General features: G+C 36.1%; 19 protein-coding genes and 5 tRNA genes. 3 read left to right on the top strand and 21 right to left on the bottom strand.

The window, feature by feature from the left end:
* Positions 1 to 4 precede the first annotated feature (4 nt).
* The 3 genes from AC4BHP_RS11230 to AC4BHP_RS11240 all read left to right on the top strand — a co-directional run bounded on the left by AC4BHP_RS11230 (position 5) and on the right by AC4BHP_RS11240 (position 3,375).
* Positions 5 to 682, top strand: coding sequence for an ABC transporter ATP-binding protein (locus AC4BHP_RS11230; protein WP_066102807.1), 678 nt, complete (start codon positions 5 to 7; stop codon positions 680 to 682).
* Positions 683 to 893: 211 nt separating this feature from the next.
* Positions 894 to 2,372: an amino acid permease gene (locus AC4BHP_RS11235; protein WP_490552296.1), complete on the top strand. Its 1,479-nt coding sequence runs from the start codon at positions 894 to 896 to the stop codon at positions 2,370 to 2,372.
* Between the two features lie 316 nt (positions 2,373 to 2,688).
* Entirely contained in the window at positions 2,689 to 3,375 is a 687-nt protein-coding gene (locus AC4BHP_RS11240) for a YoaK family protein (RefSeq protein ID WP_066102813.1), read from the top strand.
* 139 nt (positions 3,376 to 3,514) lie between these two features.
* Here AC4BHP_RS11240 and AC4BHP_RS11245 read toward each other — a convergent pair whose 3' ends face one another.
* From AC4BHP_RS11245 to AC4BHP_RS11345, 21 genes are all read right to left on the bottom strand, one after another.
* Complete coding sequence (locus AC4BHP_RS11245) at positions 3,515 to 4,030, bottom strand: gamma-glutamylcyclotransferase family protein (RefSeq protein WP_077247998.1); 516 nt, start codon at positions 4,028 to 4,030, stop codon at positions 3,515 to 3,517.
* Positions 4,030 to 4,671 carry a pyroglutamyl-peptidase I gene (gene pcp, locus AC4BHP_RS11250; RefSeq protein WP_066102816.1) on the bottom strand — a complete coding sequence of 214 codons (642 nt, stop codon included), beginning with the start codon at positions 4,669 to 4,671 and terminating at the stop codon, positions 4,030 to 4,032. The genes AC4BHP_RS11245 and pcp overlap by 1 nt, the downstream gene beginning before the upstream one ends.
* 30 nt (positions 4,672 to 4,701) lie before the next feature.
* Positions 4,702 to 5,631, bottom strand: a complete 930-nt coding sequence (locus tag AC4BHP_RS11255; RefSeq protein ID WP_066102819.1) for a DUF979 domain-containing protein — start codon at positions 5,629 to 5,631, stop codon at positions 4,702 to 4,704.
* The gene (locus tag AC4BHP_RS11260) at positions 5,631 to 6,323 is read right to left on the bottom strand and encodes a DUF969 domain-containing protein (protein ID WP_066102823.1); all 693 of its coding nucleotides are present in this window, start codon (positions 6,321 to 6,323) and stop codon (positions 5,631 to 5,633) included. Before AC4BHP_RS11260 ends, AC4BHP_RS11255 begins: the two co-directional genes overlap by 1 nt.
* Positions 6,324 to 6,627: 304 nt before the next feature.
* Complete coding sequence (gene aspD, locus AC4BHP_RS11265; protein WP_490552300.1) at positions 6,628 to 8,250, bottom strand: aspartate 4-decarboxylase; 1,623 nt, start codon at positions 8,248 to 8,250, stop codon at positions 6,628 to 6,630.
* Between the two features lie 300 nt (positions 8,251 to 8,550).
* The gene (gene xylB, locus AC4BHP_RS11270) at positions 8,551 to 10,050 is read right to left on the bottom strand and encodes a xylulokinase (protein WP_490552302.1); all 1,500 of its coding nucleotides are present in this window, start codon (positions 10,048 to 10,050) and stop codon (positions 8,551 to 8,553) included.
* A 66-nt stretch (positions 10,051 to 10,116) separates the two neighbouring features.
* Positions 10,117 to 11,448 carry a xylose isomerase gene (gene xylA, locus AC4BHP_RS11275; protein ID WP_148631200.1) on the bottom strand — a complete coding sequence of 444 codons (1,332 nt, stop codon included), beginning with the start codon at positions 11,446 to 11,448 and terminating at the stop codon, positions 10,117 to 10,119.
* Positions 11,449 to 11,778: 330 nt separating this feature from the next.
* The gene (arfA, locus tag AC4BHP_RS11280) at positions 11,779 to 13,290 is read right to left on the bottom strand and encodes an arabinosylfuranosidase ArfA (protein WP_490552305.1); all 1,512 of its coding nucleotides are present in this window, start codon (positions 13,288 to 13,290) and stop codon (positions 11,779 to 11,781) included.
* 59 nt (positions 13,291 to 13,349) lie between these two features.
* Positions 13,350 to 13,607 (bottom strand): hypothetical protein, encoded by a 258-nt coding sequence (locus tag AC4BHP_RS11285; RefSeq protein WP_066102841.1) that lies wholly within the window; start codon positions 13,605 to 13,607, stop codon positions 13,350 to 13,352.
* A 245-nt stretch (positions 13,608 to 13,852) separates the two neighbouring features.
* Entirely contained in the window at positions 13,853 to 14,512 is a 660-nt protein-coding gene (locus tag AC4BHP_RS11290; protein WP_066102844.1) for a DUF624 domain-containing protein, read from the bottom strand.
* Between the two features lie 27 nt (positions 14,513 to 14,539).
* Complete coding sequence (locus AC4BHP_RS11295) at positions 14,540 to 15,382, bottom strand: carbohydrate ABC transporter permease (protein WP_490552308.1); 843 nt, start codon at positions 15,380 to 15,382, stop codon at positions 14,540 to 14,542.
* Positions 15,382 to 16,323 (bottom strand): carbohydrate ABC transporter permease, encoded by a 942-nt coding sequence (locus AC4BHP_RS11300; protein WP_490552311.1) that lies wholly within the window; start codon positions 16,321 to 16,323, stop codon positions 15,382 to 15,384. The genes AC4BHP_RS11295 and AC4BHP_RS11300 overlap by 1 nt, the downstream gene beginning before the upstream one ends.
* A gap of 92 nt (positions 16,324 to 16,415) precedes the next feature.
* A complete protein-coding gene (locus AC4BHP_RS11305; RefSeq protein WP_490552313.1) occupies positions 16,416 to 17,759 on the bottom strand; it encodes an ABC transporter substrate-binding protein in 1,344 nt (447 codons plus the stop codon).
* 1,103 nt (positions 17,760 to 18,862) lie between these two features.
* Positions 18,863 to 20,128, bottom strand: coding sequence for a cytosine deaminase (gene codA / locus AC4BHP_RS11310; protein WP_490552315.1), 1,266 nt, complete (start codon positions 20,126 to 20,128; stop codon positions 18,863 to 18,865).
* On the bottom strand, positions 20,112 to 21,386 hold the full coding sequence (gene codB, locus AC4BHP_RS11315) for a cytosine permease (protein WP_140462301.1): 1,275 nt from the start codon (positions 21,384 to 21,386) through the stop codon (positions 20,112 to 20,114). The genes codA and codB overlap by 17 nt, the downstream gene beginning before the upstream one ends.
* A gap of 459 nt (positions 21,387 to 21,845) precedes the next feature.
* Positions 21,846 to 22,967, bottom strand: a complete 1,122-nt coding sequence (locus AC4BHP_RS11320; RefSeq protein ID WP_490552319.1) for a YcjF family protein — start codon at positions 22,965 to 22,967, stop codon at positions 21,846 to 21,848.
* 382 nt (positions 22,968 to 23,349) lie between these two features.
* Positions 23,350 to 23,431 (bottom strand) — tRNA-Leu (locus tag AC4BHP_RS11325).
* A gap of 7 nt (positions 23,432 to 23,438) precedes the next feature.
* A tRNA-Cys gene (locus AC4BHP_RS11330) sits at positions 23,439 to 23,512 on the bottom strand.
* A gap of 8 nt (positions 23,513 to 23,520) precedes the next feature.
* Positions 23,521 to 23,595, bottom strand: a tRNA-Gly gene (locus AC4BHP_RS11335).
* Between the two features lie 7 nt (positions 23,596 to 23,602).
* Positions 23,603 to 23,677, bottom strand: a tRNA-Gln gene (locus AC4BHP_RS11340).
* Between the two features lie 52 nt (positions 23,678 to 23,729).
* Positions 23,730 to 23,805: transfer RNA gene (locus AC4BHP_RS11345), tRNA-His, on the bottom strand.
* Between the last annotated feature and the right edge of the window lie 71 nt (positions 23,806 to 23,876).

Raw genomic sequence — 23,876 nt, forward strand, 5'->3', positions numbered from 1 at the left:
CATAATGGCATTACTTGAATTAAAAGAGGTCAACAAAGTTTTCATGTCCGGCCGTACAGAAATCGAAGCATTAAAAACTACTAACTTTTCGGCAGATTCAGGAGAATTAATTGCCGTTATCGGTCCTTCCGGTTCTGGAAAAAGTACTTTTCTAACCATTGCGGGCGGTCTTCAAGCACCAAGCAACGGTGAAGTGATTGTAAATGATCAAAACCTGACTAACCTAAAGGAAAAAGAACGAGCATCCATTCGTTTAAAAGAAATAGGCTTTGTTTTGCAAGCCTCTAACCTTGTACCCTTTCTTACAGTAAATCAGCAAATGCATTTACTGGATAAAGTAAAGAAGGATAATATGGATAATACTCAAATTCAAAGCCTTTACAGGGCACTTGGAATTGAGGATTTGCTTACCAGTTTCCCATCAGATTTATCGGGTGGTGAGCGCCAACGTGTTGCATTAGCAAAAGCATTATATACAGATCCTAGTATCATTCTTGCTGATGAACCAACCGCCTCCCTTGATTCTGACCGCGCCTTTGAGGTAATGGAAATGTTGAAAAATGCAACTACCAATCATGGTAAAACAACCATTGTGGTCACACACGATACAAGACTAATAGATTATTGTGATAAAGTTTATAAAATTATTGATGGAACGCTAAACCTCGAATCTCATAAATAAATAGCTTACCCTCTGTTTTAAAGAGCCTTTCTCTGTAAAGAAGAGAGGCTCTTTTCTCATTGCCCACGCTATTTTTATTATTCCCAAATTATAAATTTACTGTTTTTTCTAAAATATTAGATTGTTAACAAAAATGTTTAAGCTTGCTTGCTAAATTGGTATATAACACTACTAATTAATAAATGACATAAAGAAGGAAAGAGGCATAATAATGGAACCTGCCATTAAAGAAGCATCACCTATATATAAACGTAAAAAGAAAAGAAAATTAAAAAGAGATTTAAAAACCAGGCATTTAACAATGATTTCTCTCGGCGGAACGATTGGTACGGGATTATTTCTGGCTAGTGGAAATACAGTTCATGCTGCCGGTCCTGGCGGTGCCCTTGTTGCCTTCGCAATTGTTGGTATAATGGTATATTTTTTAATGACAAGTCTGGGAGAGATGGCCGCACATATGCCCGTTGCGGGATCATTCAGTATCTATGGAGAAAAGTTCGTCGATCCTGCCTTTGGCTTCGCACTTGGCTGGAATTACTGGTATAGTTGGGCAGTCACGATTGCAGCAGAGCTATCAGCGATTGTGTTAATAATGAAGTTTTGGTTTCCTGATAGCCCTTCAGCATTATGGAGTGGATTATTTCTTCTCATTATTTTTCTACTAAACGCTCTCTCTGTTAAAAGCTTCGGAGAGTCAGAATATTGGTTCTCATTAATAAAAGTAATTGCCATTATTGTTTTTATTGGTACAGGTGTCTTGATGATATTTGGAATTATGGGCGGAGAAGCCATTGGATTCAAGAATTTCACAGTTGATGATGCACCTTTTAATGGAGGAATCATGGCTATATTAGGAGTCTTTATGGTCGTTGGTTTTTCATTTCAAGGGACAGAGCTTATTGGGATTACGGCCGGAGAAAGTAAGGAACCAGCAAAAACTATTCCTAAAGCTGTAAATTCAGTTTTTTGGAGGATTTTAATTTTCTTTATTCTTTCTATCTTAATCATCGGTTTAGTGATTCCCTATACTACTCCGGACCTTGCTGCTACCGATAGTGTCGTAAAAAGTCCTTTCACTCTTCTATTTGAGCGCGCTGGCATTGCCTTTGCTGCATCTGTTATGAACGCAATCATCCTGACCGCCATTCTTTCAGCAGGTAACTCAGGAATGTATGCAGCAGCCCGAATGCTATGGAACTTAGCAGAAAGAGGACATGCTCCAAAATTCCTTGGAAAATTAAGCAAAAAAGGTGTACCCATCAATGCCTTAATTGCTACTGGCCTGGTTGGCTGTCTGGCATTTTTAAGTTCATTTTTTGGAGATGGTGTGGTTTATGTCTGGCTCATTAATGCAGCCGGTTTATCTGGGTTTATTGCCTGGCTTGGCATCGCCATTAGCCACTATCGTTTTCGCAGAGCATATGTGGCTCAGGGATATGATGTAAATGATCTTCCTTATAAAGCAAAATGGTTCCCGTTCGCACCGCTCGCTGCTGCCACACTATGTACCCTGATCATACTTGGCCAAAATACCGATGCCTTATTTGGCGGACCTATAGATTGGTACGGTTTATTAGTATCCTATATCAGTCTTCCGCTATTTCTAATTTTGTGGTTTGGATATAAATATAGTAAGAAAACAAAAGTTGTTTCTCTAAAAGAAATGAATGTAAAGAAAATTAAAGCCTAAAAAGAATGAAGAACCTCTAGTTACTAATGGAGGTTCTTCATTCTTTGCAAAGATAACTCCCTCTATTTCATCTCCCCTCTTCCTCGAGCAAACGGTCTAATAGTGCGTAATAAATCATTTACATTCTTTAGTAGCAGTTAGCTTCTCCGTCCATCTAAAATGCAAAAAAATCGCATCCGTTTCCTCATCCACTTATTTTTCGGATAATGACATTCAAGATTTTTTGAATAATCTAAGTAGGTATGTGGAATCATTTTCATAAAAGCCACGTTCTCTTCCTTTTTGCTAAAAATGGGCTGGTCGTAAGGAGATATATATGGAACATAGAATAAGAAAATTTCTTTCATTATCAGCTAATTCCTTAGTTATGGGAATGATCCTGGCATTAGTAGGTGGGTTTTTAGATGCTTATACATACGTTACAAGGGACGGAGTTTTTGCAACTGCACAAACAGGAAATACCGTTTTATTTGCGGTGAGAGCAGCCAGCACAAAATACGGTGCAGCCATTCAGAATGTACCGCCTTTTTTAGCTTTTATTGCCGGCGTGTTAACAGCCGAATACATCAAAGACAAACACGATATGCATAGACGAGCAGTTTTAATACTGGAGTGTGTCATTTTATTTATTGTCGGTTGGTTACCAGGAAGTGTACCGAATATGATTGTCACTATGAGCATTGCCTTTGTATCCTCCCTGCAAATCGCTACCTTTAACAAATTGGAAAATTGGAGCTACAATTCAACCATCACAACCGGAAATCTGCGAACTGCCTCTTCAGCTTTTTACGGCGCCTTTATAGATCGTGATTCAGAATCAAAAAGAAAATTTAAAGGGTTTTCCGCCATTATACTCTCCTTTATTTTTGGTGCATTAGTTGGGACCTATTCCAGTATTCATATGGGGAACACAGCCATCTGGATAGCAGCCAGTATTATCCTGCTCACCGTTATTTTATATCATAAAAATAAAGGATTTATGGAGGACAATAATACCTCCTGACCTAATGAAAAATGCTAGTTTTCAACACCTTACCAAGAGATAGGGTTAGGTGAAATTCTTTAATTCCAGATCAAAAAACAAAAAAAGAAAAACAGCTGCTTTTACACAGCTGTTTAATACTCGGATTTCATTAGAAAGCTCAGCTATAAACATAGCTTTCTCGCATTTCTTCTTTAGCCATCCCGATTAAAATATTCTTATTTGGAGAAAGCTCTTTTTGTAAATTTCCACTTATCATGTATTCTTTCCAATCACCATGCGGAATATAAATGGTACTACTCTCAAAAATTGAATCTTTGTCTTTGTTATAGAAATAAACAAAACATTTTTCTTTTTGATGGGTATGAAGATTTTCTACTTCCAGCACTACTTTATGGTATTCATTTTCGGGATTATTTTCACTAATGTATCCCTCCATCTCATCCATTGCCTTCATTGTATCCTCGTAACAATCTTCTTTTATGACCATGATTTCTCCCCATACTACATCTTCACCAAATGTAATAGCAGGATAACCTTTATACGGCATATGATATAATTTCATATTTTCTAATTTGGCTTCTTTTTTCTCAATGACCTTATTAGCTAAATACTTATTATAATTGAAAAACCCTTCCCGTAAGCTTCCATAAACAAAAAGATTGATCCGACTCATTAACAAATCTCTCCGCCAATTGCTTTTATATCTTCGTCATAGATAACACAAGCTTCAATAGCCAGTTCCAAGCCCTTTACAATATCATTTAACGACATAAACGGAGTATTTTTCTTATCCATCACTTGAGAAGTCATATAAGGGATGTGAATAAATCCACCTTTTATATTTGGATACTTCTTATCAATCATGTAAAGAATTCCGTACATTACATGGTTACATACAAATGTTCCGGCTGTATTTGATAACGTTGCCGGGATTCCATTTTCACTCATATGTTTAACCATAGCTTTTACTGGTAAGTTTGAGAAATAAGCAGGTTGACCATCCGGTTGGATAACTGCATCAATTGGTTGATTACCTTCGTTATCTTTAATTCTATAATCATCCAGGTTAATAGCAACTCTTTCAGGAGTTATATCAAATCTTCCTCCTGCCTGCCCTACTGATATGACAATATCCGGCTTGTGCTGTTCTATTGCATTCTCTATTGCTTCAACAGATTTATTTTGAACTGTCGGTATAATGACCTTAATAACCTCTGCTCCTGCGATTTTGTTGTTTACCATTTTAACAGCTTCTTCAGCTGGGTTTACTGGCTCTCCTCCGAATGCATCAAATCCAGTTATTAATACTTTCATAATTTATTCTCCTATTGTAAGTTTTTTATCTTAAAATCCCCAAATATACATCATAAATATATGAACAACTAATAATGTTAAAGCGATTGGAGCTTGTGCCTTTATGACTGAATTCTTATCTTTTAGTTCAAGCAATGCAGCTGGTAACATATTGAAGTTTGCAGCCATAGGTGTAATTAATGTTCCACAGTATCCAGCTGTTAATGCCAGAGTTCCACAGATAAGGGGGTCTCCGCCTATAGCAAATACAAACGGAACACCGATTCCAGCCGTTATTACAGCAAATGCGGCAAATGCATTACCCATGATAGCTGTAAATAAAGCCATACCTACACAATAAGTTGCTACACCTACCAATGCATTACCTGTTGGGATCACATTCGAAATAATCGATGCAATCTTATCGCCTACACCCGCTGTCGTAAATAATACGCCTAATGAAGCTAATAATTGAGGCAGAATCGCAAATGCTCCAATTGATTGATACATTCTATTTGTATCCTCTAATAGCTCTTTAGAAGTAGCTTTAGTTAATATAAACGTTAATACTAATGCTATTGTTGATGCTATGCCAATCGCTACCGTTCCAGGGAAACTTGTAAATTGAGCCACAAGCATGGCTATAACTGCGATAGACAGTGATGGGATGAAAATTTTCAAGCCTAATTTTTCTGCTTTTAAGTTAGCGAATGTCTCATCTAATTGTTTTAACGTTCCAATATTTATTTGCTTAGTTGCCGATAATACAGCGATAACAACTACTAAAATACCTACTATCGTACTTGGAATATAGTTTCCAAGTATGAAAATTACGGCTAGTATTCCCCAAAACATAGCTGTACCGATTCTTGTTTTGTGGTTTTTATCCTTTAAAGTAAATACCATGGTAACTCCCATGAATAAACCGATTATAATATAAAAGAGTTCTAATAAAAGATTAGAGATTTGTGTTATATCCATTATTGTTCACCTCGTCCTTCTCCATTTTTACTAGAATATTTTTGCGTCATTTTTCTATCGAATAATAAATTTTGAGCAGTCCAGAATATGAATGCAATAACGGCAACTGGTACTGAAACTTTCGCTACTTCAAGTGTATCTACCTGCATGCCTAGCCCTTCCAGTGTAGATGCAATTAAAAGTACACCAGAATTTGCGATGAATACATTTTGCGCAAAGAAATTACCGATATTATCAGATGCTGCTGAGTATGATTTTATTTTTTCAATATCTTTTTCGTCGACCTTATCTCCGTATTTAGCAACGGCTGCACCTTCTGCCATTGGGCTTACTAAAGGTCTAACAAATTGTGGGTGTCCACCAAGTGTTACGCCCATACCAATCGTTACTTCTCTTATAAACGTATAACCACTCAGTAATTTTCCTACTGATAAACTGCTTGCTTTTTTAATAAGCATAACTGCCTTGGCTTTTAATCCGTATCTTTCACTCAACCCTATAACAGGAATGGTAATCAAAAATAAACAAGTTACTCTATTTGATACAAATGCTTCTCCAAGTGTATTAAGTATATCTACGATATTCATGTTTGCCACAAGTCCAGTCGAAATACCTGCTACAACAACTACTGCAATGGTATCTAACTTTAGTGCAAATCCTATTATTATAATCAAGATCCCTAATAGTTCCATTACTACTCTCCTATTCTAACATTTTAGTTATTCTACAATAATTTCTAATTATATAGTCATCTTTTAACATTGTAAATAACATGTACAACTATACTTCAACATTTTAATCTGGTAAAGGAGTAAAATATGGTTATTATCAATAATAAATAGTAGCAATGAAATGACAGAATATTAAATAACTTAAAAAGCCTTGCTACATAAATTTCGTAGCAAAGCCTCGACCATTATTATACAGGAATAATTATATTCCGTCTGATGATACCTAAATAGCATTAGTAAAATCTCTGGAATTAGGCACTTAAATTTAAATATGGCCCATTTTCTTTTTCCATTCCATCACATAATTTTCTAGTACATTTTTTAGTTCTTGGCCAATTTGTAAGTAGTCTTCATCATTTAGATTAGCAAGAGATACACGAATGGACCATACTGGTGCTGAAAATCCTTCGCCGCTTAATAATACAATCGATGAGTTTTCTGCTAGGCGATATAAAATATCAACCGGGTTATAATTCTTTTTCAGGTAATCGGTGAACCCTTTATCAAAGTGATGATTACACCAGATTTCCAAATCGATTTCTGTATAATAATCTGCATCATTAGGCAAATGTTTCTTAGGTAAACCGAGACCTTTGTATAATAAATTCATCCTCCGGTGTAAAATGTCCATAGTTTTTTTCTTGTATTCATTATTGGTATCGAGCATTGCAAAAATTGAAAATAAAGCCATTTGTACTTGTTGCGGTGTCGATAATCCAGCTGTGTGATTCATCGCAACGGCTCTGCTATCTGCAACTATTCGATCGATAAACGTAAGACTTTCTGGATTCCGTGTAAGCGAAGCGTATCTTTTATGTAGAACCTCCTTCGTTTCTTCTGGTAAATCATCGACTAATTTATCAAAGACATTGGATCGATTTATGGAAATCGTCCCTAATCGCCAGCCTGTCACACCAAAATATTTAGAAAATGAATAGACCCCAATTGTATTGAATGGTAAATCCACCATTAAGGAACGGAACCCTTCAACAAAAGTACCATATACATCATCTGAAATTATCATAAGATTTGGATTATCTTGTTTCACGATTTGTATGATTTTTTCTGTGGATTTCTTTTCCAAAGAAACTGAAGGCGGATTGCTCGGATTTACTAAAAAAAGTGCTTTAATGTCCGTATCTTTTAATTTTTCTATTTCTTCATCAGGGTATTGCCATGTATGCTGTCCTTCATTGTTTAATTCGGTTGCTTCAATTTTCACAAGTTCGTAATCATTGTTAGGAAGCTCTGGAATCTCTATATAAGGCGGAAAAATTGGAACCATCACCGCAATCTTAGATCCTTTGGGCAGCAAATAATTTTTAAATAACGTATCAAATATATAACACATCGCTGCCGTTGCTCCTTCAACAGCAAATAAATCAAACGGACCAGCCGACGAATCACCATTACATAGCTCTTTAATTAAAAAATCATGTACAACCTGTTCAGTTCTAACAAGCATTCGATCCGGAATCGGGTAATTATCACCAATAATTCCATCTACTAATTCATAGACCCATGTATCTGGCTCAAACTGTTTATTTTTGATACCGTATTGAATAATTTCTTTCAGCAAATGAATTCCTGGAATTTGTCGATTGGCCTCAACATATTTATTAAAACGTTCTGCAATTCCTATCCGACTTGGCATCCCCGCTAAATTGCCATCATCCCATACTTGCCTCGATTCTGTAACAGCGAATTGCCCTAAAGCAAAAAACGCTTCTCGAGGTGTCGCTGCAATCCAATTAGGATTCCCCCGTCCTGCATCCAGCATAGTTCTAGTGATTCTCATTTTTCCTTTTGCAAGATCAATGAGCTTATCTTTTAACTCAAACGGACTTATTTTCTCCAATTGATGACTTTCCTTTTTTAGTTCATCCATCAAGATCCTCCTAATAAACTGCTAAAACCATATAAAAAGTATTCCACAAGTACACGTGGAATATAATCGAACTCATTTATTTCTCTCATTAACAGAATATTGAGGGACCTATAAAAATTTAATAACGGTTAGAACTTTCTCTCTCATTACAAAAAAATCTGACCTATTAATCAAAAAAATAAGTCAGATTTAATAGTCCGACTTATTTTACGAATATTATTTACTTTTTACTAGCAGTTAGAAAAGGATTACAACATCACCTTTGGCACTTCAAAACCCAAATAACACCATTACCATTAATTATTTTCTATATTCTTCAAGTTGCTCATTAAGCCCCTTCGTTTGAGTATATACCTGTTGATATACCTTAAATAATCGCTTATACGTCTCGACATTTTCTTGAATCGGATCATAGGATTTTGCAACTTGAATAAAATGATGGGCACATTCGTTTAATGAAGCAAACCAACCGCATCCATACGCTGCAAGCATCGCCGCTCCCATTCCTGGACCTTGCTCGCTTGTCAGTCTTTCAATTTTCGTATTGAAAATATCCGCTTGCATCTGCAGCCATGTGTCATTTTTGGCACCGCCGCCAATAGAGATTATTGAATTAATCGTCTTACCATTTTCCCTGAAAATTTCAATTGATTCGTTTAGAGAGAACGTTATCCCTTCCAGAACCGCACGGGCAAAATATTTCCGATCATGAGATGCATCAACGCCAATAAAGCTACCGCGAATAGTGGCATCTGCGTGTGGTGTTCTTTCACCGACAATATATGGCGTAAATAATAGACCATTGCTGCCTGCAGGTACTTCTTCCACTCCAGCCAAAAATTGATCAAAATCTTCTTGCTTCGCGAACGTTTCCTTAAACCAGCTTAAGCTATAGCCAGCCGCAAGCGTCACACCCATTGTATAGTAAGCATTTTCTTCACCATGATTAAAATAGTGAACTTTCCCATTAAAATCTTGGTCATTTCTTTCTTCATAAGATAGTACGACACCAGAGGTACCAATGCTTGCTAACGTTTTTCCTGGTGTTAAAATTCCGGAACCAATCGCACCGCATGCATTATCAGCTCCGCCTGCAAACACTTTTACCGCTTCAGTCAATCCTGTTTTTTGGGCAAATTCAGCTGTTACTGTACCTACGAAATCATGTGATTCCACTAATGGTGGGCAAAAATCAGAGGATAGACCAAATGCCGCCAATACTTCCTGGCTCCATTCCCGTTCCGCCACATTCAGTAATAGCGTTCCTGCAGCATCGGAGTAGTCCATATGGATATTTCCAGTTAGACGGTAGCGTAAATAATCCTTTGGGAGCACAAATAATCTGGCACGTTTGAAAATGTCTGGTTCATTTTCTTTTACCCAGAGAATTTTAGGCAGGGTAAAGCCTTCTAATGCAGGGTTTTTCGTTACTTCTAATAAACGTTTACTCCCCATAACATCGTATATTTCCTGACATTGCCTTGTCGTTCTCGTGTCATTCCATAAAATTGCATTTCTTAAGACTTGATTATCTTCATCTAGTAAAACTAAACCATGCATCTGACCCGAGAAACTGATCCCCTCGATATCATTTACATCTCCATCGAACTGGTGAATTAATTCCGCTATTCCTGCTGTTGTTTTTTCAACCCATTCTTCCGGGTTTTGTTCACTGTAACTAGATTTTTCAATAATAAGCGGATATGACTTTGCTACTTCCATACATACGTCTCCACGCTGATTCACCAGTAAGATTTTCACTGCACTTGTTCCGAGGTCTACACCAATAACATATTTCATCCTTATCATCCTTTTCTAAAAAAAGTGCTGGAGGAAAGGCTTCCAGCACTTTGTAAGATTAATAGATTAAACGTGTACGCTTGATAGTGTTTCTAATAAATATTGGTTGATGATGGCTTTCAGGCGCTCTGTTCTTCCAGATGTGTTCTTAATCTCAGTTAATTGAAGAGCATACTTTTCTAATTCACGGAAGTTGGTTCTGCCCTCAACGATATCTAAGCCAACGCCTTCTTGATAGCTGCTATAGCGTTCCTCAACAAAGCTATCTAAAGCTTTATCTTCAATAAGCTTGTTTGCTACCTTTAATCCAATAGCAAATGCATCCATACCAGCGATGTGGGCATGAAAAAGATCCTCTGGCTCAAATGAACCCCGTCGTACTTTTGCATCGAAGTTTAAACCACCTTTGCCTAAACCTCCATTTTTCAATATTTCATACATTGCTAATGTATTAGAATAAAGATCAGTCGGAAATTCATCTGTATCCCATCCAAGGAGTGTATCCCCCTGGTTTGCATCCACTGATCCAAGCATTCCATTGATACGAGCTGTTCTTAACTCATGCTCAAATGTATGGCCAGCAAGAGTTGCATGGTTAGCTTCAATATTGAACTTGAAATAATCTGTCAGATCATATTTTTGCAAGAAAGCCATACTAGTCGCCACATCAAAATCATATTGGTGTTTTGTAGGTTCTTTAGGTTTTGGCTCAATCAAGAAAGGAACATTCAAACCGATTTCTTTCGCATAGTCAACTGCCATATGGAAGAAGCGAGCCAAGTTATCTTGTTCAAGCTTCATGTCCGTATTTAGGAGTGTTTCGTAGCCTTCACGACCGCCCCAAAACACATAGTTTTCAGCGCCAAGTTCCTTCGCTACTTCTAAGCCTTTTTTTACTTTCGCAGCTGAATAGGCAAATACATCAGCATTTGGAGAAGTGGCAGCACCATGTACATAACGAGGATTTGTGAACATATTTGCTGTATTCCAAAGCAACTTTGTTTTACTTGTTTTCATGTATTCCTGAATCATTGCTACGATAATATCCTGATTTTCATTTGTTTCTTTTAATGTGCTTCCTTCTGGAGCGATATCTACATCATGGAAAGCAAAATAAGGAACATTTAATTTTTCAAAGAGTTCAAATGCCGCTTCCACACGGGCTTTTGCTAAATCTAAACCTTTGAGATTATTCCATGGGCGAATCGCTGTACCAACACCAAATGGATCTGTTCCATCTGCTGTGAACGTGTGCCAATAGGTAACTGAGAATCGGAGAATATCTTCCATTGTTTTTCCATTTATCATTTCTTCTGGATTATAATACTTAAATGCTAAAGGATTTTTAGATGAAGCGCCTTCATATTGGATTTTATTAACAGTTTCGAAATAAGCCATTGTGGCATGCCTCCCAAATTTTTTAGGTTTCAGATCGTTTATGTAAATGCTTACAAAATATGAGTCTCTAAATTCTTAATCTGCAACCTGTATTAATTAGCATTGTAGCACTTTATACTTTGTTTGTCTAATAGATAAACAAAGTATACAACAAAATTAGCTGTCTAATTGAGAAAATGTAGAAATACTTCTTTCTTCTATCGATCTTGTTTTAAATCCACAACTCTCACTCAATTTGTGAACAGCTATAAAGTACTTACTTGCTTCAAATAATACTAGATAAGCAGGCATATTTTCTAATATATTAAAAAAATATGCCATACTTTATAATTATCTCTGTTTTGCTAAACGAATTACGTTCCATGACAAGTTCGGCAGAATGGTTATTACCTTACCATTCTCACATTTTGCATTCCCATTGGAATGTGGTTTTACTGTCTCTTTATGTGCTGAATTGGTTTGTTTAATATTTTCATTTTCTAGAACAATATGCTCGATCACTTCATATTCATTAAAATTACGTATATCTACCTCTAGCTCCAAAACTTCTTCAAGATGACGATTAACCGCAAAAATAGTTAATGTATCTTCCTCATCATTATAAACCGCTGTAGACTCTAAATATGGAACGTCCGTAAAATCTTTACTATCGTATTTATCACTAGTAATAATCGGATTTAACGAAATACCCCGTCCATAAACGGAAGTATGCATATAAGGATAGAATATAGTTTGCTTCCAAGCAGGTCCGTTATTTTCTGTCATAATCGGCGCAATGACATTCACTAACTGCGCAAGACAGGCAATTTTAACTCGATCCGCATGCTTCAGCAACGTAATCAACATGCATCCAACTAAGAGCGCATCTTCAAAAGTATATATATCCTCTAATTGAGGAGGCGCAATACTCCAAGGTTCAATCTGTTTATCCTGCTCATTACTGTGATACCAAACGTTCCATTCGTCAAAAGATAGATTTATAGTTTTCTTACCACGTTTTTTCGCCTTAATATAATCAGCAATGGCGACAACTGATTTTATGAAATCATCCATTTCTAAAGATAAAGCTAAATAATTGGATAGGTCATTGTCTCGATTCCCATAATACTGATGAAGAGAGATGAAATCAACATGGTCATATGTATAATCTAATACCGTTGCTTCCCAATCAGCAAATGTAGGCATCGCTCTATGCGAACTTCCACATGCTACCAATTCGATGCTTGGATCTACCCACTTCATCACCTTTGCTGCTTCCTGAGCTATTCTTCCATATTCAGCAGCGGTCTTATGTCCAATTTGCCAAGGACCATCCATTTCATTGCCAAGACACCATGTCTTTATATTATAGGGTTCTTTTACACCATGCGAGATGCGCAAATCACTATAATAAGAGCCTCCAGGATGATTGCAATATTCCACTAAATTTCTAGCTGCATCAATTCCCCTCGTACCTAAATTAACAGCCATATTTACATCTGCATTCACCAATTTAGCCCATTTCATAAATTCATTGGTACCCATTTCATTTGTTTCTGTAGTACTCCATGCAAGATCTAAGCGGTTTGGGCGTTTTTCTATAGGACCCACACCATCCTCCCAATTATAGCCGGAGACAAAATTCCCTCCAGGATATCGGACTAACGGCACTTTTAGTTCTTTTACTAATTCTAGAACATCCTTTCTAAAGCCATTTTCATCTGCCTGAGGATGAGTAGGCTCATAAATACCTCCATATACAGCTCTGCCTAAATGTTCAATAAATGAACCATATATACGATTATCAATTTCAGCGATTTTAAAATCTTTCTCTAGAATCATTTTTGCTTTATTGGCTGCCATTTACAATCCCTCCATTTTGTTTGTACTAGCCTAACTTATATAAGTACAATATGTTCAAATCAGATCGTTATCATTGCCCATTTTGATTCCCTTGGGTACGGACAAGTCTGACTTTTAAATTTCGCTTGATAATGAATGATTGACCGGCTGTAAGAACAGGTTGTCCCATATTGAAAAGAAGAACATTGTTTGCATATTTCTACCCTTGCTTTATATAATTCATCGGATACAATATTGAACTTATTTAAATCTGCTTCCTTAATTAAAGATTGAATATGATCTTCACTGACTTTGATACTTCCTGAACAGCTTTTCAAATATTTCTCCTATTCATTCTTTCACCTCTTTCAATCTCTACCGTAACGATCGACATGAAATGTCAGTTGTGATAATTTTCGTATTCGCTCAATCCTCCTCCAATTTCTAAATGCTTTCTGGTTTTAAACGATAGATCGGATCATTTCACTTTTAACTCACATTCATAAATTGCCGAATCCCTCACTAAGAGCCATATTTCTTCAACAGATTTCTGTAATATGCATGATAGTATTCTTCAATCTATTTATTGAACATATTTCATTTCAATCTGTAGTAACACATTTCTCACTAACAAGACAGTACACGCTGCAAACATCGGGACTCCCCAAAATATCGCAAAGTTGCCAAAATATTTAAACGATTGATACAGGATAAAGATTAATATAACAATAGATAAAGATTGTACCGGGCGATTGATGACTAAATAAAGGGAGTATTTTATAATGTCTCTCATCCTGATAATGAAGCGGCTATATAGAATGAGTGAATAGACATAACTAATCATTGATAAAAGAAGGATTAAAAATAACATAGGTAACAAATATGCGCCTTTTTCGTTGGAGGCCAGAAAATCAATATCTGCACACAAAATCAGTATTAATACACTGTATGGAATCCATAGTTTTAAGGAATCTTTGAAATCTTTCTTATAGTAATAGAAATATTTTCTCACGACCCTAATTTCAGTTTCAAAAAGCATTTTAAAAATAGTTTGGAATATCGCCCCCATTGTTGGGCCAATTAACAAAAAAGCAATTAAATATAAGGGAAGTGTAATTAAGTGGAATTTTACAAATAGCAATAAAAAAATCAGAATACCACTCGTTAACAAAGCACAAATACCTACCACAAATAAACTCCAGACAATATTTGTAGTTTTGATTAAAAAGCTTTTATTTGCCATCAAAAAACACCTCATTTACTGACACTATCAACCTTTTACCCCACCAACAGTCATTCCTGATATAAAAGATTTTTGATTGAATAAGAATAATATAAGTATAGGAATAATAGACATGATCGAGCCCGAAAAGACGATATCATAGTTATTACCATATGGTGTCATTGCAGTTAATAACCCTGCAGGTATAACCAAATTCTCATCTGACCTCATAACAATCAATGGCCAAAGAAAATTATTCCAAGCTCCCATGGAAGTCATAATAGTCATTGCTCCAAAAGCCGGTTTCATCATCGGTACATATATTTGCGAGAAAATACGAAATTCTCCCGCCCCATCTATTCTAGCGGCCTCAGCATAATCATTTGGAATCCCAATTGCATATTGCCTAAAGAAAAACACTGTAGCAGGCGGAACTATTCCTGGTAATATCACCCCTGCGTATGTATCCATTAAGCCTAAATTTGTAACTAGCTTATATAACGGAATTAATAAAATATCACCCGGAACCATCAACATAATCAAGACAAGCATAAAAATAAAATTTCGGCCTCTAAAACGATATTGTGCCAAACCATAACCTACCATTGAACAAAAAATCAGTACTAAAACTGTTTGTATAATTGTTATTAGTGCACTATTTTTAAACCAGGATAGAAATATACCATTATTATTAGTAAACAATTTTCCATAGTTACTAAAGTTGATACTGGATAAATCTATATGTATATTTAAACCCTGTGCAAAAATATCTGAGGATTCTTTAAAGGAGGAGACTAACATAAACCAAAAAGGAATCAGTATAATAAATCCGATAACACTAAGTAATAGGGTTGTGATCAGGGTTGATACTCTTTTTTTGGCCTTCATCATTAATCCTCCTTAAATAAGCCTCTTACTGAAACTTGAATCAAATTTATTGCAACCACAATCACAAACATTATTACTCCAAGCGTACATGCATACCCGAAATCCCCATCGCTAAAGGCTGTTTTGTAAATATATGTTAAGAAAGTTGTTCCAATATTATCTGGAGACTGTGCTCCCCAATACACATAAGTTTCATTAAATAATGAAAAGCCTGCGAGTATAGATATAGTTAAAACATAAGTAGTAATTGGTTTAATCATTGGCAATGTTATACTTTTAAATTTATCCCATTTACTTGCGCCATCAATTTCAGCGCATTCATACAACTCCCGTGGGATATTTTGTAACCCAGATAAAAAATAAATCATATTTACACCAAGCCACCTCCACACACATACTATTACAAGTGCAAACATAGCTGTCCCTGAATTATTAAGCCAATCAATCGGACCTATGTTAAGGTAACTAAGCCAACTGTTGAATACTCCAGTAGGTTCTTTGCTGAAAGCAAATTTAAATACCAGCCCTACAATTACCGTAGATGTTAATACTGGTATAAAGAAGATTGATCTAAAAAAATATTTATATTTAGTATTTTTATTATTCATCACTATAGCCAGCAAGAGTGGTAATGGAATTAAAATTAAAATAGTCCAAAATGTATACCTGGTAACGTTCCATAAAGCTTTGTAGAATACAGGGTCTGTAAACAACCGCTTATAATTCTCTAAACCTATAAATGTCGTTTCATCGAAACCTGAGATTCTTTGGAAGCTCATAATAATCGAATTTATAAAAGGGTATAAAGAAAACACTAAAAATACAATAATAAACGGGGAAACAAATAGATATGGAGCTACCTTCTGCATATTTATTTTCTTTTTTTCTCTTTTTAATGGACTTTTGCTCTTTGGACTTATTTGTGCCGTAATATCGTTCGTCATCTTCATTCCCCCCTTATCCCTCTTCATACCAAAATGTTATCCAACAAATTAAGAAGAGAATGTTCCCTCCTTAATTTGTTAGATTGCAAACATTATTTACCTGCTTTAATTCGTTTATTGGCAGATTTATCAACAGCATCCAAAGTTTTTTGTACGTCCGCCTGTTTAGTCATCATTTTTGGCATACCATTCGTGAGTAACTCATCAATAATAATCGGATAACTATTATGGGTAAAACTTAATGTTCCTACCTCATCCTTCAATACTGCCATTTGTTTAAAAATATCAGTTCCGAAATAATCTGTGTATTTGTTCGGTTTTTCCATTTCAGGACTCAGCCATACATCTGATCGAATTGGATCAAAACCAAGTATTGTCCAAGTCTTAATAGATCCTTCTTCACTGGCCTTGGATTCAACTACAAATTTCTTAAGTAAATCTTTATCATGCGCTTGATTTGTGACAACTGTAGCTGTTCCTCCAAGTCCCGCCGAACGGAGATCTCCCTCTTTAAATATTGGTAAACCCTGGATTTTTATTTTTCCGCTTAATTTAGGCATAAAGCTTACCATACGACTCATATACCACGCTGGCATGACCACTGAAGCATACTTACCTTTATTAAAGGCTGCATAATATTCTTCAACATCTTGATGGCCGCCTTCTGCCGTTTTAGCAATTTTATGTTTGTAGACCATATCTTGAAGAGTTTGTACAGCAGTTACACTGGCTTCCTCGGATAAAATAGACTTATCATCTCTTACCATATCTGCTTTCTGTTGAGCAACCATTGCCGTATATACAAATTGGGAACTTGTTTCTACAGAAGTCATATATATACCCGTCTTTTCTTTAACCACTTTCCCTGCTTCCACATAGTCATCCCAAGTTTTAATAGTGGATGGATCTACCCCTGTTTTTTTCATGATATCCATATTGTAATAAACAAGAGTTGTCCCTACATGATAATCCAGACCATAGACTTTGCCATCTACCGTATAATTATCTGTGCGTCCTTTTACTAAGTTTTCATTATATGGTTCTACTTCATTTGTAATATCTTCAAATGGAGGCTTGTTTGTTTTCGTATATTTAGCGAATTGTCCAATCTCGACGTCCGCGATATCTGGAGCACCATTACCAGAATTTAATGCTACCTGTAACTTTTGATTCATCTGATCAAAAGGAAGAACATTTATTTTTAAATTAATTTGTTCATCAGGATGATTTTTATTCCAGGTTTCAGCTGCATCTTTCCAATAATCAGCATGTACTTGTACAAATGTCCACATGGTATATTGAGCTTTTCCATCTTTTGTTTTAGCATCAGAAGGGGAGTCACCTGAACTACAGCCAGCCAATGAAAAGGACAAAACCAGTATTAATGCCAAAACAAGAGTCATTATCTTACGTTTACCAGCACTTAACACGCTCATTCTATACACCTCAATTTTTATGGTTTATACTCATTTGAACCTAGTCAATCCTTTAAATTACAAGTTATTTATAACCTCCTTTAGTCTTTTACTCTTTTAAAACAAGCTCTATTATTGTAAGCGTATTCATTTTTTACCATCATATTCCACTCGTTTGTACAAGTCAACTTACTTTTTTAATATTTTGAATATTATACAAACAACTCGGTGAATAACGTTCCATTCGATTACTACTAATCATGCGAATAGTGAGTAAATGTCCAACATTCATATACCTTACTCATCGTCAATTAATCTGAATTCAGTTACGAACATCATTAAAACTATTATTTTCCATTTTCTAATGCGAGAGAATCCTTCATTTTGATAAAATATAATTATAAAATCGTTCATTAAGGAAGATATGAAAAACATAACTTCTATGAATCAATCTCAATTAGAAAGAAAATTACTAAGATCATCGATAAGAATTTTGATTATGGAGTCTTTTTCCCCTATGGACCTACAGGAAGTGGTGGATATCCCACTGTAGTTGCTTTTATAGAAATTGAAAGCGAACTAAGCAAAAGAATTATATATTTACTATTATGAAAATACATTACCAGAAAATGATGAGGTTAAATTTGAAATATATTTTGAGGATAATCAGAAAAAGAGAGAGGTTGATGGGAAAGTCTATTATGAACGTAGTGGAGGCCCTGGTTCTTTATCATCCGAGGTAACAAAAGGAGAAAAAACTAAAGCAATCATACAAATCAAAAAAGAATTCTCAGCCATCCATCCCACTCAATAATCGGAAAAAAAGCTAAGAATTTGCCCTTGGCTTTTTTATATTTCATTAAGATTAACCTACCTGCTTCGAGAATTTTCCACAATCCGGAAGATGGCACTACGTTTCATATATAAATTTCGTTTTTTGATAACTCCCGTGTTTAATTTCATTTTCGAACTTTCTCTTATGTTTCAGAGCCATTTATGTATCTTTTAACCGCTTCAATACGTTGTTCATCATATACATTCACTCAAAAAATCCCCTGAAGAGGTAAATCCGTGTCTACCGTTTCAGGGGCAGTTCATTAACTGATGATAGTCTTCACTTTTACTTACATAAAGGTAATGTTCTTTTGACCTTGCAGAAAAATGTTCGTCTCGCGAGGCTTCGTTTCAGCAATCACTTTACCGTTTCGAACAGAGTATAGAATCTCTGCTTGCAGGCGAAGGGCATGGTAACCATCTTCCGCATTCAGCACAACGAAGTTTGCTGGATTTCCTTCTGCAATACCGTAATTTTTAAGGTTCAATGCTTTAGCACTATTACCAGTCACAAAACGTAAACTGTTTGCAATATCACTATAGCCCATTAACTGTGAAGCATGTAAGCCCATATGCAATACTTGAAGCATATTCCCGTTTCCGATTGGATACCAAGGATCCATAATATCATCATGACCGAAGCAAACATTTAATCCGTTTTGATCAAGCTCTTTTACGCGTGTTAAGCCACGACGTTTTGGATACGTGTCAAAACGCCCCTGCAGATGAATATTCACTAATGGATTTGCTACGAAATTCAATTCGGCAAGTCTAAGTACACGCATTAATTTATATGCGTAGGCATCATTGTAAGATCCCATTGCCGTCGTATGACTTGCTGTAACACGACCTTGGTAATCATTCATAATCGTTTCACGTGCTACAACTTCCACATGGCGAGACTGCTCATCATCAATTTCATCACAATGAATATCAATCGGCTTGTCATATTTCATGGCCAATTTAAAAATCTCGCGAACCGATTGAACTCCGTCTTCACGCGTAAATTCAAAGTGAGGGATTCCCCCAACAATATCAGCACCCATTTTTAAGGCTTCCTCTACCAGTTCCAGCCCATTTGGATAAGATATTAGACCTTCCTGCGGGAAAGCGACAATTTGTAAATCAACAAAGTCTTTCATTTCTGATTTCACTTCAAGCATAGCTTCTAATGCTACTAAAGAAGGATCCGTTGTATCGACATGTGTACGCACAGCACCTATTCCGTTAGCAATTTGCCAGCTAAGGGCTTTCTTTGCACGCTCTTTTACATCCTCTTTTATTAAGGAATCTTTGCGTTCAGACCAACATTGAATACCTTCAAATAAAGTCCCACTTTCATTCCAACGTGGTTGGCCTGCCGTTAAAGTAGTATCTAGATGAATATGAGGTTCAATAAATGGCGCACAAACCAGCTTTCCACTTAGATCAATTGTTTCACAGCTGTCAAATTCACCTGTACCTGCCTCAACAATCTTTAAAAATGAACCATTTTCTATTAGTAAATCCCAAAGGCCTTCTCTTCCGAAGATTGCAGCATTAGCCCACTTTTTCATAATAGCATCCTACCTCCTCTTCCCTTACCGTAACAACTGTTGTTTTCATTAGCTTAACAGCAACTACATAAACAATTCCTGTAATCAATAATGTGTTTAGTGAAGCGATTCCCGGCAATGTTAACCCCGAGATGACACCAACAGCCCATGCAATGATGGCTGGAACATGTACTTTTGCAATGTTTGCCTGCTCATACTGAATATATTGTCTTTTTTGGATAAAGAAGAAATCCACAATAATAATTGATCCAATAGCCGGCAGAGTGGATCCTAGGAATGTCAGCCAGCTAGTGAAATTGTTATAAAGTACGATGGCAAATACCGTACCAATCGTACCGTTCATCATAACCATAAATACCTTTGGCTTCTTGAACATGGTTGCAAAACCAAGTCCAGATGCGTACAGGGAGTTATCGTTTGTTGTCCAAATGTTTAATCCGAGCACTAAAACAGCCGGCAATAGTAAGCCTTGTGAAATCATTACATCTGAAATATCATTGTGACCGGTTGCTATTACACCAATCGCACCAAATAGGAACATTAATGTATTTCCTAAGAAAAAGGCAATGACAGTTGTTGTTACAGCATGTTTTCCTGATTTTGCATAGCGTGCAAAGTCGGGTGTTAATGTACCACCACTAATGAATGAACCGATTGTAATCGTTAAAGCTGCTGCTAATGTTAATGAAGTTTCAGGTTTATAAGCAATGAGCGCTTCCATTCCTCCCATATCTGAAATGGCCATTCCTGCACTCGTTGATCCAAAAATCGCAATAGCCGGTACAGCGATAAAACTTAAGATTGTTAAAGCTTTCATACCGAAATAAGCAGTTGCTGTCATTAAAATCCCTGTAATGATGACAATCGGTACCAGTGGGAGGCCAGTTAATTTAGAAACCGGATAGGCAAACATTCCTAGCCCTACACCAAACCATCCGACTTGGGTTGCAGATAACATGAATGAAGAGATATATGCTCCTTTTTCACCAAAACTATATTGTGCCAGTAAGTGAGTCGATAATCCTGTTTTTGCTGCAATATAACTTAATGCACCGGTAAATGCTCCTAATATAAGGTTTCCTAATAAGATGACACCAATCAACTGCATAAATGTTAATCCTTCACCTAATGATCCACCAGCCCACATACTTGCTGAATAGAATGTGAAGCCAAGCATAACAACAAGCATTTTCAGAAAGCTGTTACGTTTTGCTTCAGGTACTGATTGAAATGAAAAATCTTTGTCTTTTAATTGCATTTTGTTTCCTCCCAAGTTATTAGTCTTGGTGAGCAAAAAAAAACCACTTGCCATAAAGTGACAAGTGGAAGGTGTCAGAAATAACCGTATTATTCACACAATAATATATTATGTGTATAAATACGTTCTCCAAACAAAGTATCGCCCACCTTGTCAGCCTCTCTGGACTGCTCTTAAAGGTTCTCAATTTAAATTAAATCTATATTAACAGATTATCTCAGATAGTCCAATGGTAATAGATGGAGGGATTTGAAGGGAATGTATAAAAGAACAGGTGGTTTGATTGATAGAATGATATTTATGAAGTTTAGCTTATAATAGTCCCGGAAGCATAACAATAACTATTCCTTACCAATTACCTTGATATAAATAAAATAACCTTTTGGAGGATAATATGGTTTCTAAAAGGAAGAAAGCTATATCCATTTAGGATACAGCTTTTATTCTGATCATACTTTATTAATCTTTCTCATTTTTAATGTTCTCTTCATACAAATCTTTCATCATTTTAGCAATTTGTTCATTATCATAACTTTTACCTTGATACTCTGCTTCAGCTACTCGTGACATTACTTCAATATAAGAAAAAGCTAAAGCAGTTGTTAATATGGATGCAGTAGAACCACTAATTACTCCCCCTGCAACAGTACCGACTCCAGGTATTAGTTTAAGTAAATTTGAAACAATATATCTTCCTAAGAATGTAGCTCCCCCACTGCCTCCGATTGAAGCCACAATTCCACTTATTAATGCTTTATCTAAGGAAATTCCAAATATTGCTGTTATATGAGCCAACATCCCTACTTGCATAGGCACTAATAAGGCAGCATCTGAAAATGGAATTGGGGTAAATCCAGTCCCAAAGCTACCGGCTATATAACCAGTGGACCAAACCCTTGCTTCCTTTACCTTTCTATCAATATCAACTTTCTGAGCATTATTAAAAGACTTTTTTACGGCTTCAGGTAAAATCTCATATGTTTTTCCGACCAACTCTTTCAGACCGTATGAAGGAATAGTTATATCTTTAGTTATTTTGAAAGGCTGAGCTAAAACTGTTTGAACCGCCTTTACATTAAGATTCATTTCCTCAATGACTTTCTTAAATTCAAGAGCACTTTCACCATAACTTTGTGTCAAAACAAGGATTACCGGTACTTTTGATGCTAATGAATTAATTAATTCTATTTCTAGGTCTTCAATTCGGTTCGAATTCGCATTTATACAATACCATATTGCATGTATATATTCTTTTTCATCTTTATTTAAATATAGTTCCTCGATTTTACCATTAATTTCATTAACAATTTCTTCTTGTACTTCCTCTTTTAACTCCAGACCCTTAGTATCATATATACAAAGAGGTATCCCGTTTTTTGTAATTTTTCTCAGGCGTTGAGTTACTGGTTGTCCAATACCGGTTTCTGCGAGATTTTCTCTAAATACATTATTAATTAAAGTACTTTTCCCTATACCAGTTTTACCAATTAGCATAATATTAACTGGCATAAGCTTATTAATTTCTTCCTTAGTCTTATTAAAGATCTCGTCAATAATATCAGAAGCAGCTTGTGTAGCCATAAATAGCACCTCAAATTTCTTTTTAATGATATTCACTTCTTTAAATATAGCCAGTAGGTATAATGAGATATTCTATTAATACCTTCATTTTCATTTAAACAACCTTGATAGTCAATATTTTTAATAAATATTGAAAATATTGTTGAAATTTAAAGCGGTAAAATTCAAAGAAGTAACTACGACCATAATTTATCAATGAACTAACTAATTTTAAAAGCTATCCGGTTCTTACTCCTATAATCCTGTATAAAACTACGTATAGCCATTTTAAATCTATCTATTTCGCTCTTGTACTCTAAAACAAAAAAAGACTCCCAAATGTTTTAATTCAACATTTGGGAGTCTTTTTAATGATTAATCTTGGCAAGAATTAATCTGATGATACCGGTGGTCGGGGTCGAACCGACACTCCTTACGGAACACGATTTTGAGTCGTGCGCGTCTGCCAATTCCGCCACACCGGCAAGATTTTGGAGGCGGCAACCGGATTTGAACCGGTGATAAAGGTTTTGCAGACCTCTGCCTTACCACTTGGCTATGCCGCCAAATTTGTTGGAGCGGAAGACGGGGCTCGAACCCGCGACCCTCACCTTGGCAAGGTGATGTTCTACCACTGAACTACTTCCGCATTAAGTTGGCTGGGCTAGCAGGATTCGAACCTACGAATGACGGAGTCAAAGTCCGTTGCCTTACCACTTGGCTATAGCCCAACAATTAAATTTATTAGTTAGTATAAGCTATTATTCGAGTTTAATCTAAAAATGGGGCGACTGATGGGAATCGAACCCACGAATGTCGGAACCACAATCCGATGCGTTAACCACTTCGCCACAATCGCCATATTTATTGGCAGGGGCAGTAGGAATTGAACCCACACTGGAGGTTTTGGAGACCTCTGTTCTACCTTTA

It is taken from the genome of Pradoshia sp. Z4_20 (assembly GCF_058216035.1).

Excerpts from the sequence above, each read along its gene's own strand:
- AC4BHP_RS11255 (WP_066102819.1), bottom strand. The coding sequence starts at position 5,631 with ATGGATATAACACAAATCTCTAATCTTTTATTAGAACTCTTTTATATT.
- xylA (WP_148631200.1), bottom strand. The coding sequence starts at position 11,448 with ATGGCTTATTTCGAAACTGTTAATAAAATCCAATATGAAGGCGCTTCA.
- AC4BHP_RS11230 (WP_066102807.1), top strand. The coding sequence starts at position 5 with ATGGCATTACTTGAATTAAAAGAGGTCAACAAAGTTTTCATGTCCGGC.
- arfA (WP_490552305.1), bottom strand. The coding sequence starts at position 13,290 with ATGGCAGCCAATAAAGCAAAAATGATTCTAGAGAAAGATTTTAAAATC.
- AC4BHP_RS11305 (WP_490552313.1), bottom strand. The coding sequence starts at position 17,759 with ATGAGCGTGTTAAGTGCTGGTAAACGTAAGATAATGACTCTTGTTTTG.
- AC4BHP_RS11260 (WP_066102823.1), bottom strand. The coding sequence starts at position 6,323 with ATGGAACTATTAGGGATCTTGATTATAATAATAGGATTTGCACTAAAG.
- AC4BHP_RS11290 (WP_066102844.1), bottom strand. The coding sequence starts at position 14,512 with ATGGCAAATAAAAGCTTTTTAATCAAAACTACAAATATTGTCTGGAGT.
- AC4BHP_RS11245 (WP_077247998.1), bottom strand. The coding sequence starts at position 4,030 with ATGAGTCGGATCAATCTTTTTGTTTATGGAAGCTTACGGGAAGGGTTT.
- pcp (WP_066102816.1), bottom strand. The coding sequence starts at position 4,671 with ATGAAAGTATTAATAACTGGATTTGATGCATTCGGAGGAGAGCCAGTA.
- AC4BHP_RS11235 (WP_490552296.1), top strand. The coding sequence starts at position 894 with ATGGAACCTGCCATTAAAGAAGCATCACCTATATATAAACGTAAAAAG.
- AC4BHP_RS11240 (WP_066102813.1), top strand. The coding sequence starts at position 2,689 with ATGGAACATAGAATAAGAAAATTTCTTTCATTATCAGCTAATTCCTTA.
- AC4BHP_RS11320 (WP_490552319.1), bottom strand. The coding sequence starts at position 22,967 with ATGGCTACACAAGCTGCTTCTGATATTATTGACGAGATCTTTAATAAG.
- xylB (WP_490552302.1), bottom strand. The coding sequence starts at position 10,050 with ATGAAATATGTTATTGGTGTAGACCTCGGAACAAGTGCAGTGAAAATC.
- codA (WP_490552315.1), bottom strand. The coding sequence starts at position 20,128 with ATGAAAAAGTGGGCTAATGCTGCAATCTTCGGAAGAGAAGGCCTTTGG.
- AC4BHP_RS11295 (WP_490552308.1), bottom strand. The coding sequence starts at position 15,382 with ATGATGAAGGCCAAAAAAAGAGTATCAACCCTGATCACAACCCTATTA.
- AC4BHP_RS11300 (WP_490552311.1), bottom strand. The coding sequence starts at position 16,323 with ATGACGAACGATATTACGGCACAAATAAGTCCAAAGAGCAAAAGTCCA.
- codB (WP_140462301.1), bottom strand. The coding sequence starts at position 21,386 with ATGCAATTAAAAGACAAAGATTTTTCATTTCAATCAGTACCTGAAGCA.
- aspD (WP_490552300.1), bottom strand. The coding sequence starts at position 8,250 with ATGGATGAACTAAAAAAGGAAAGTCATCAATTGGAGAAAATAAGTCCG.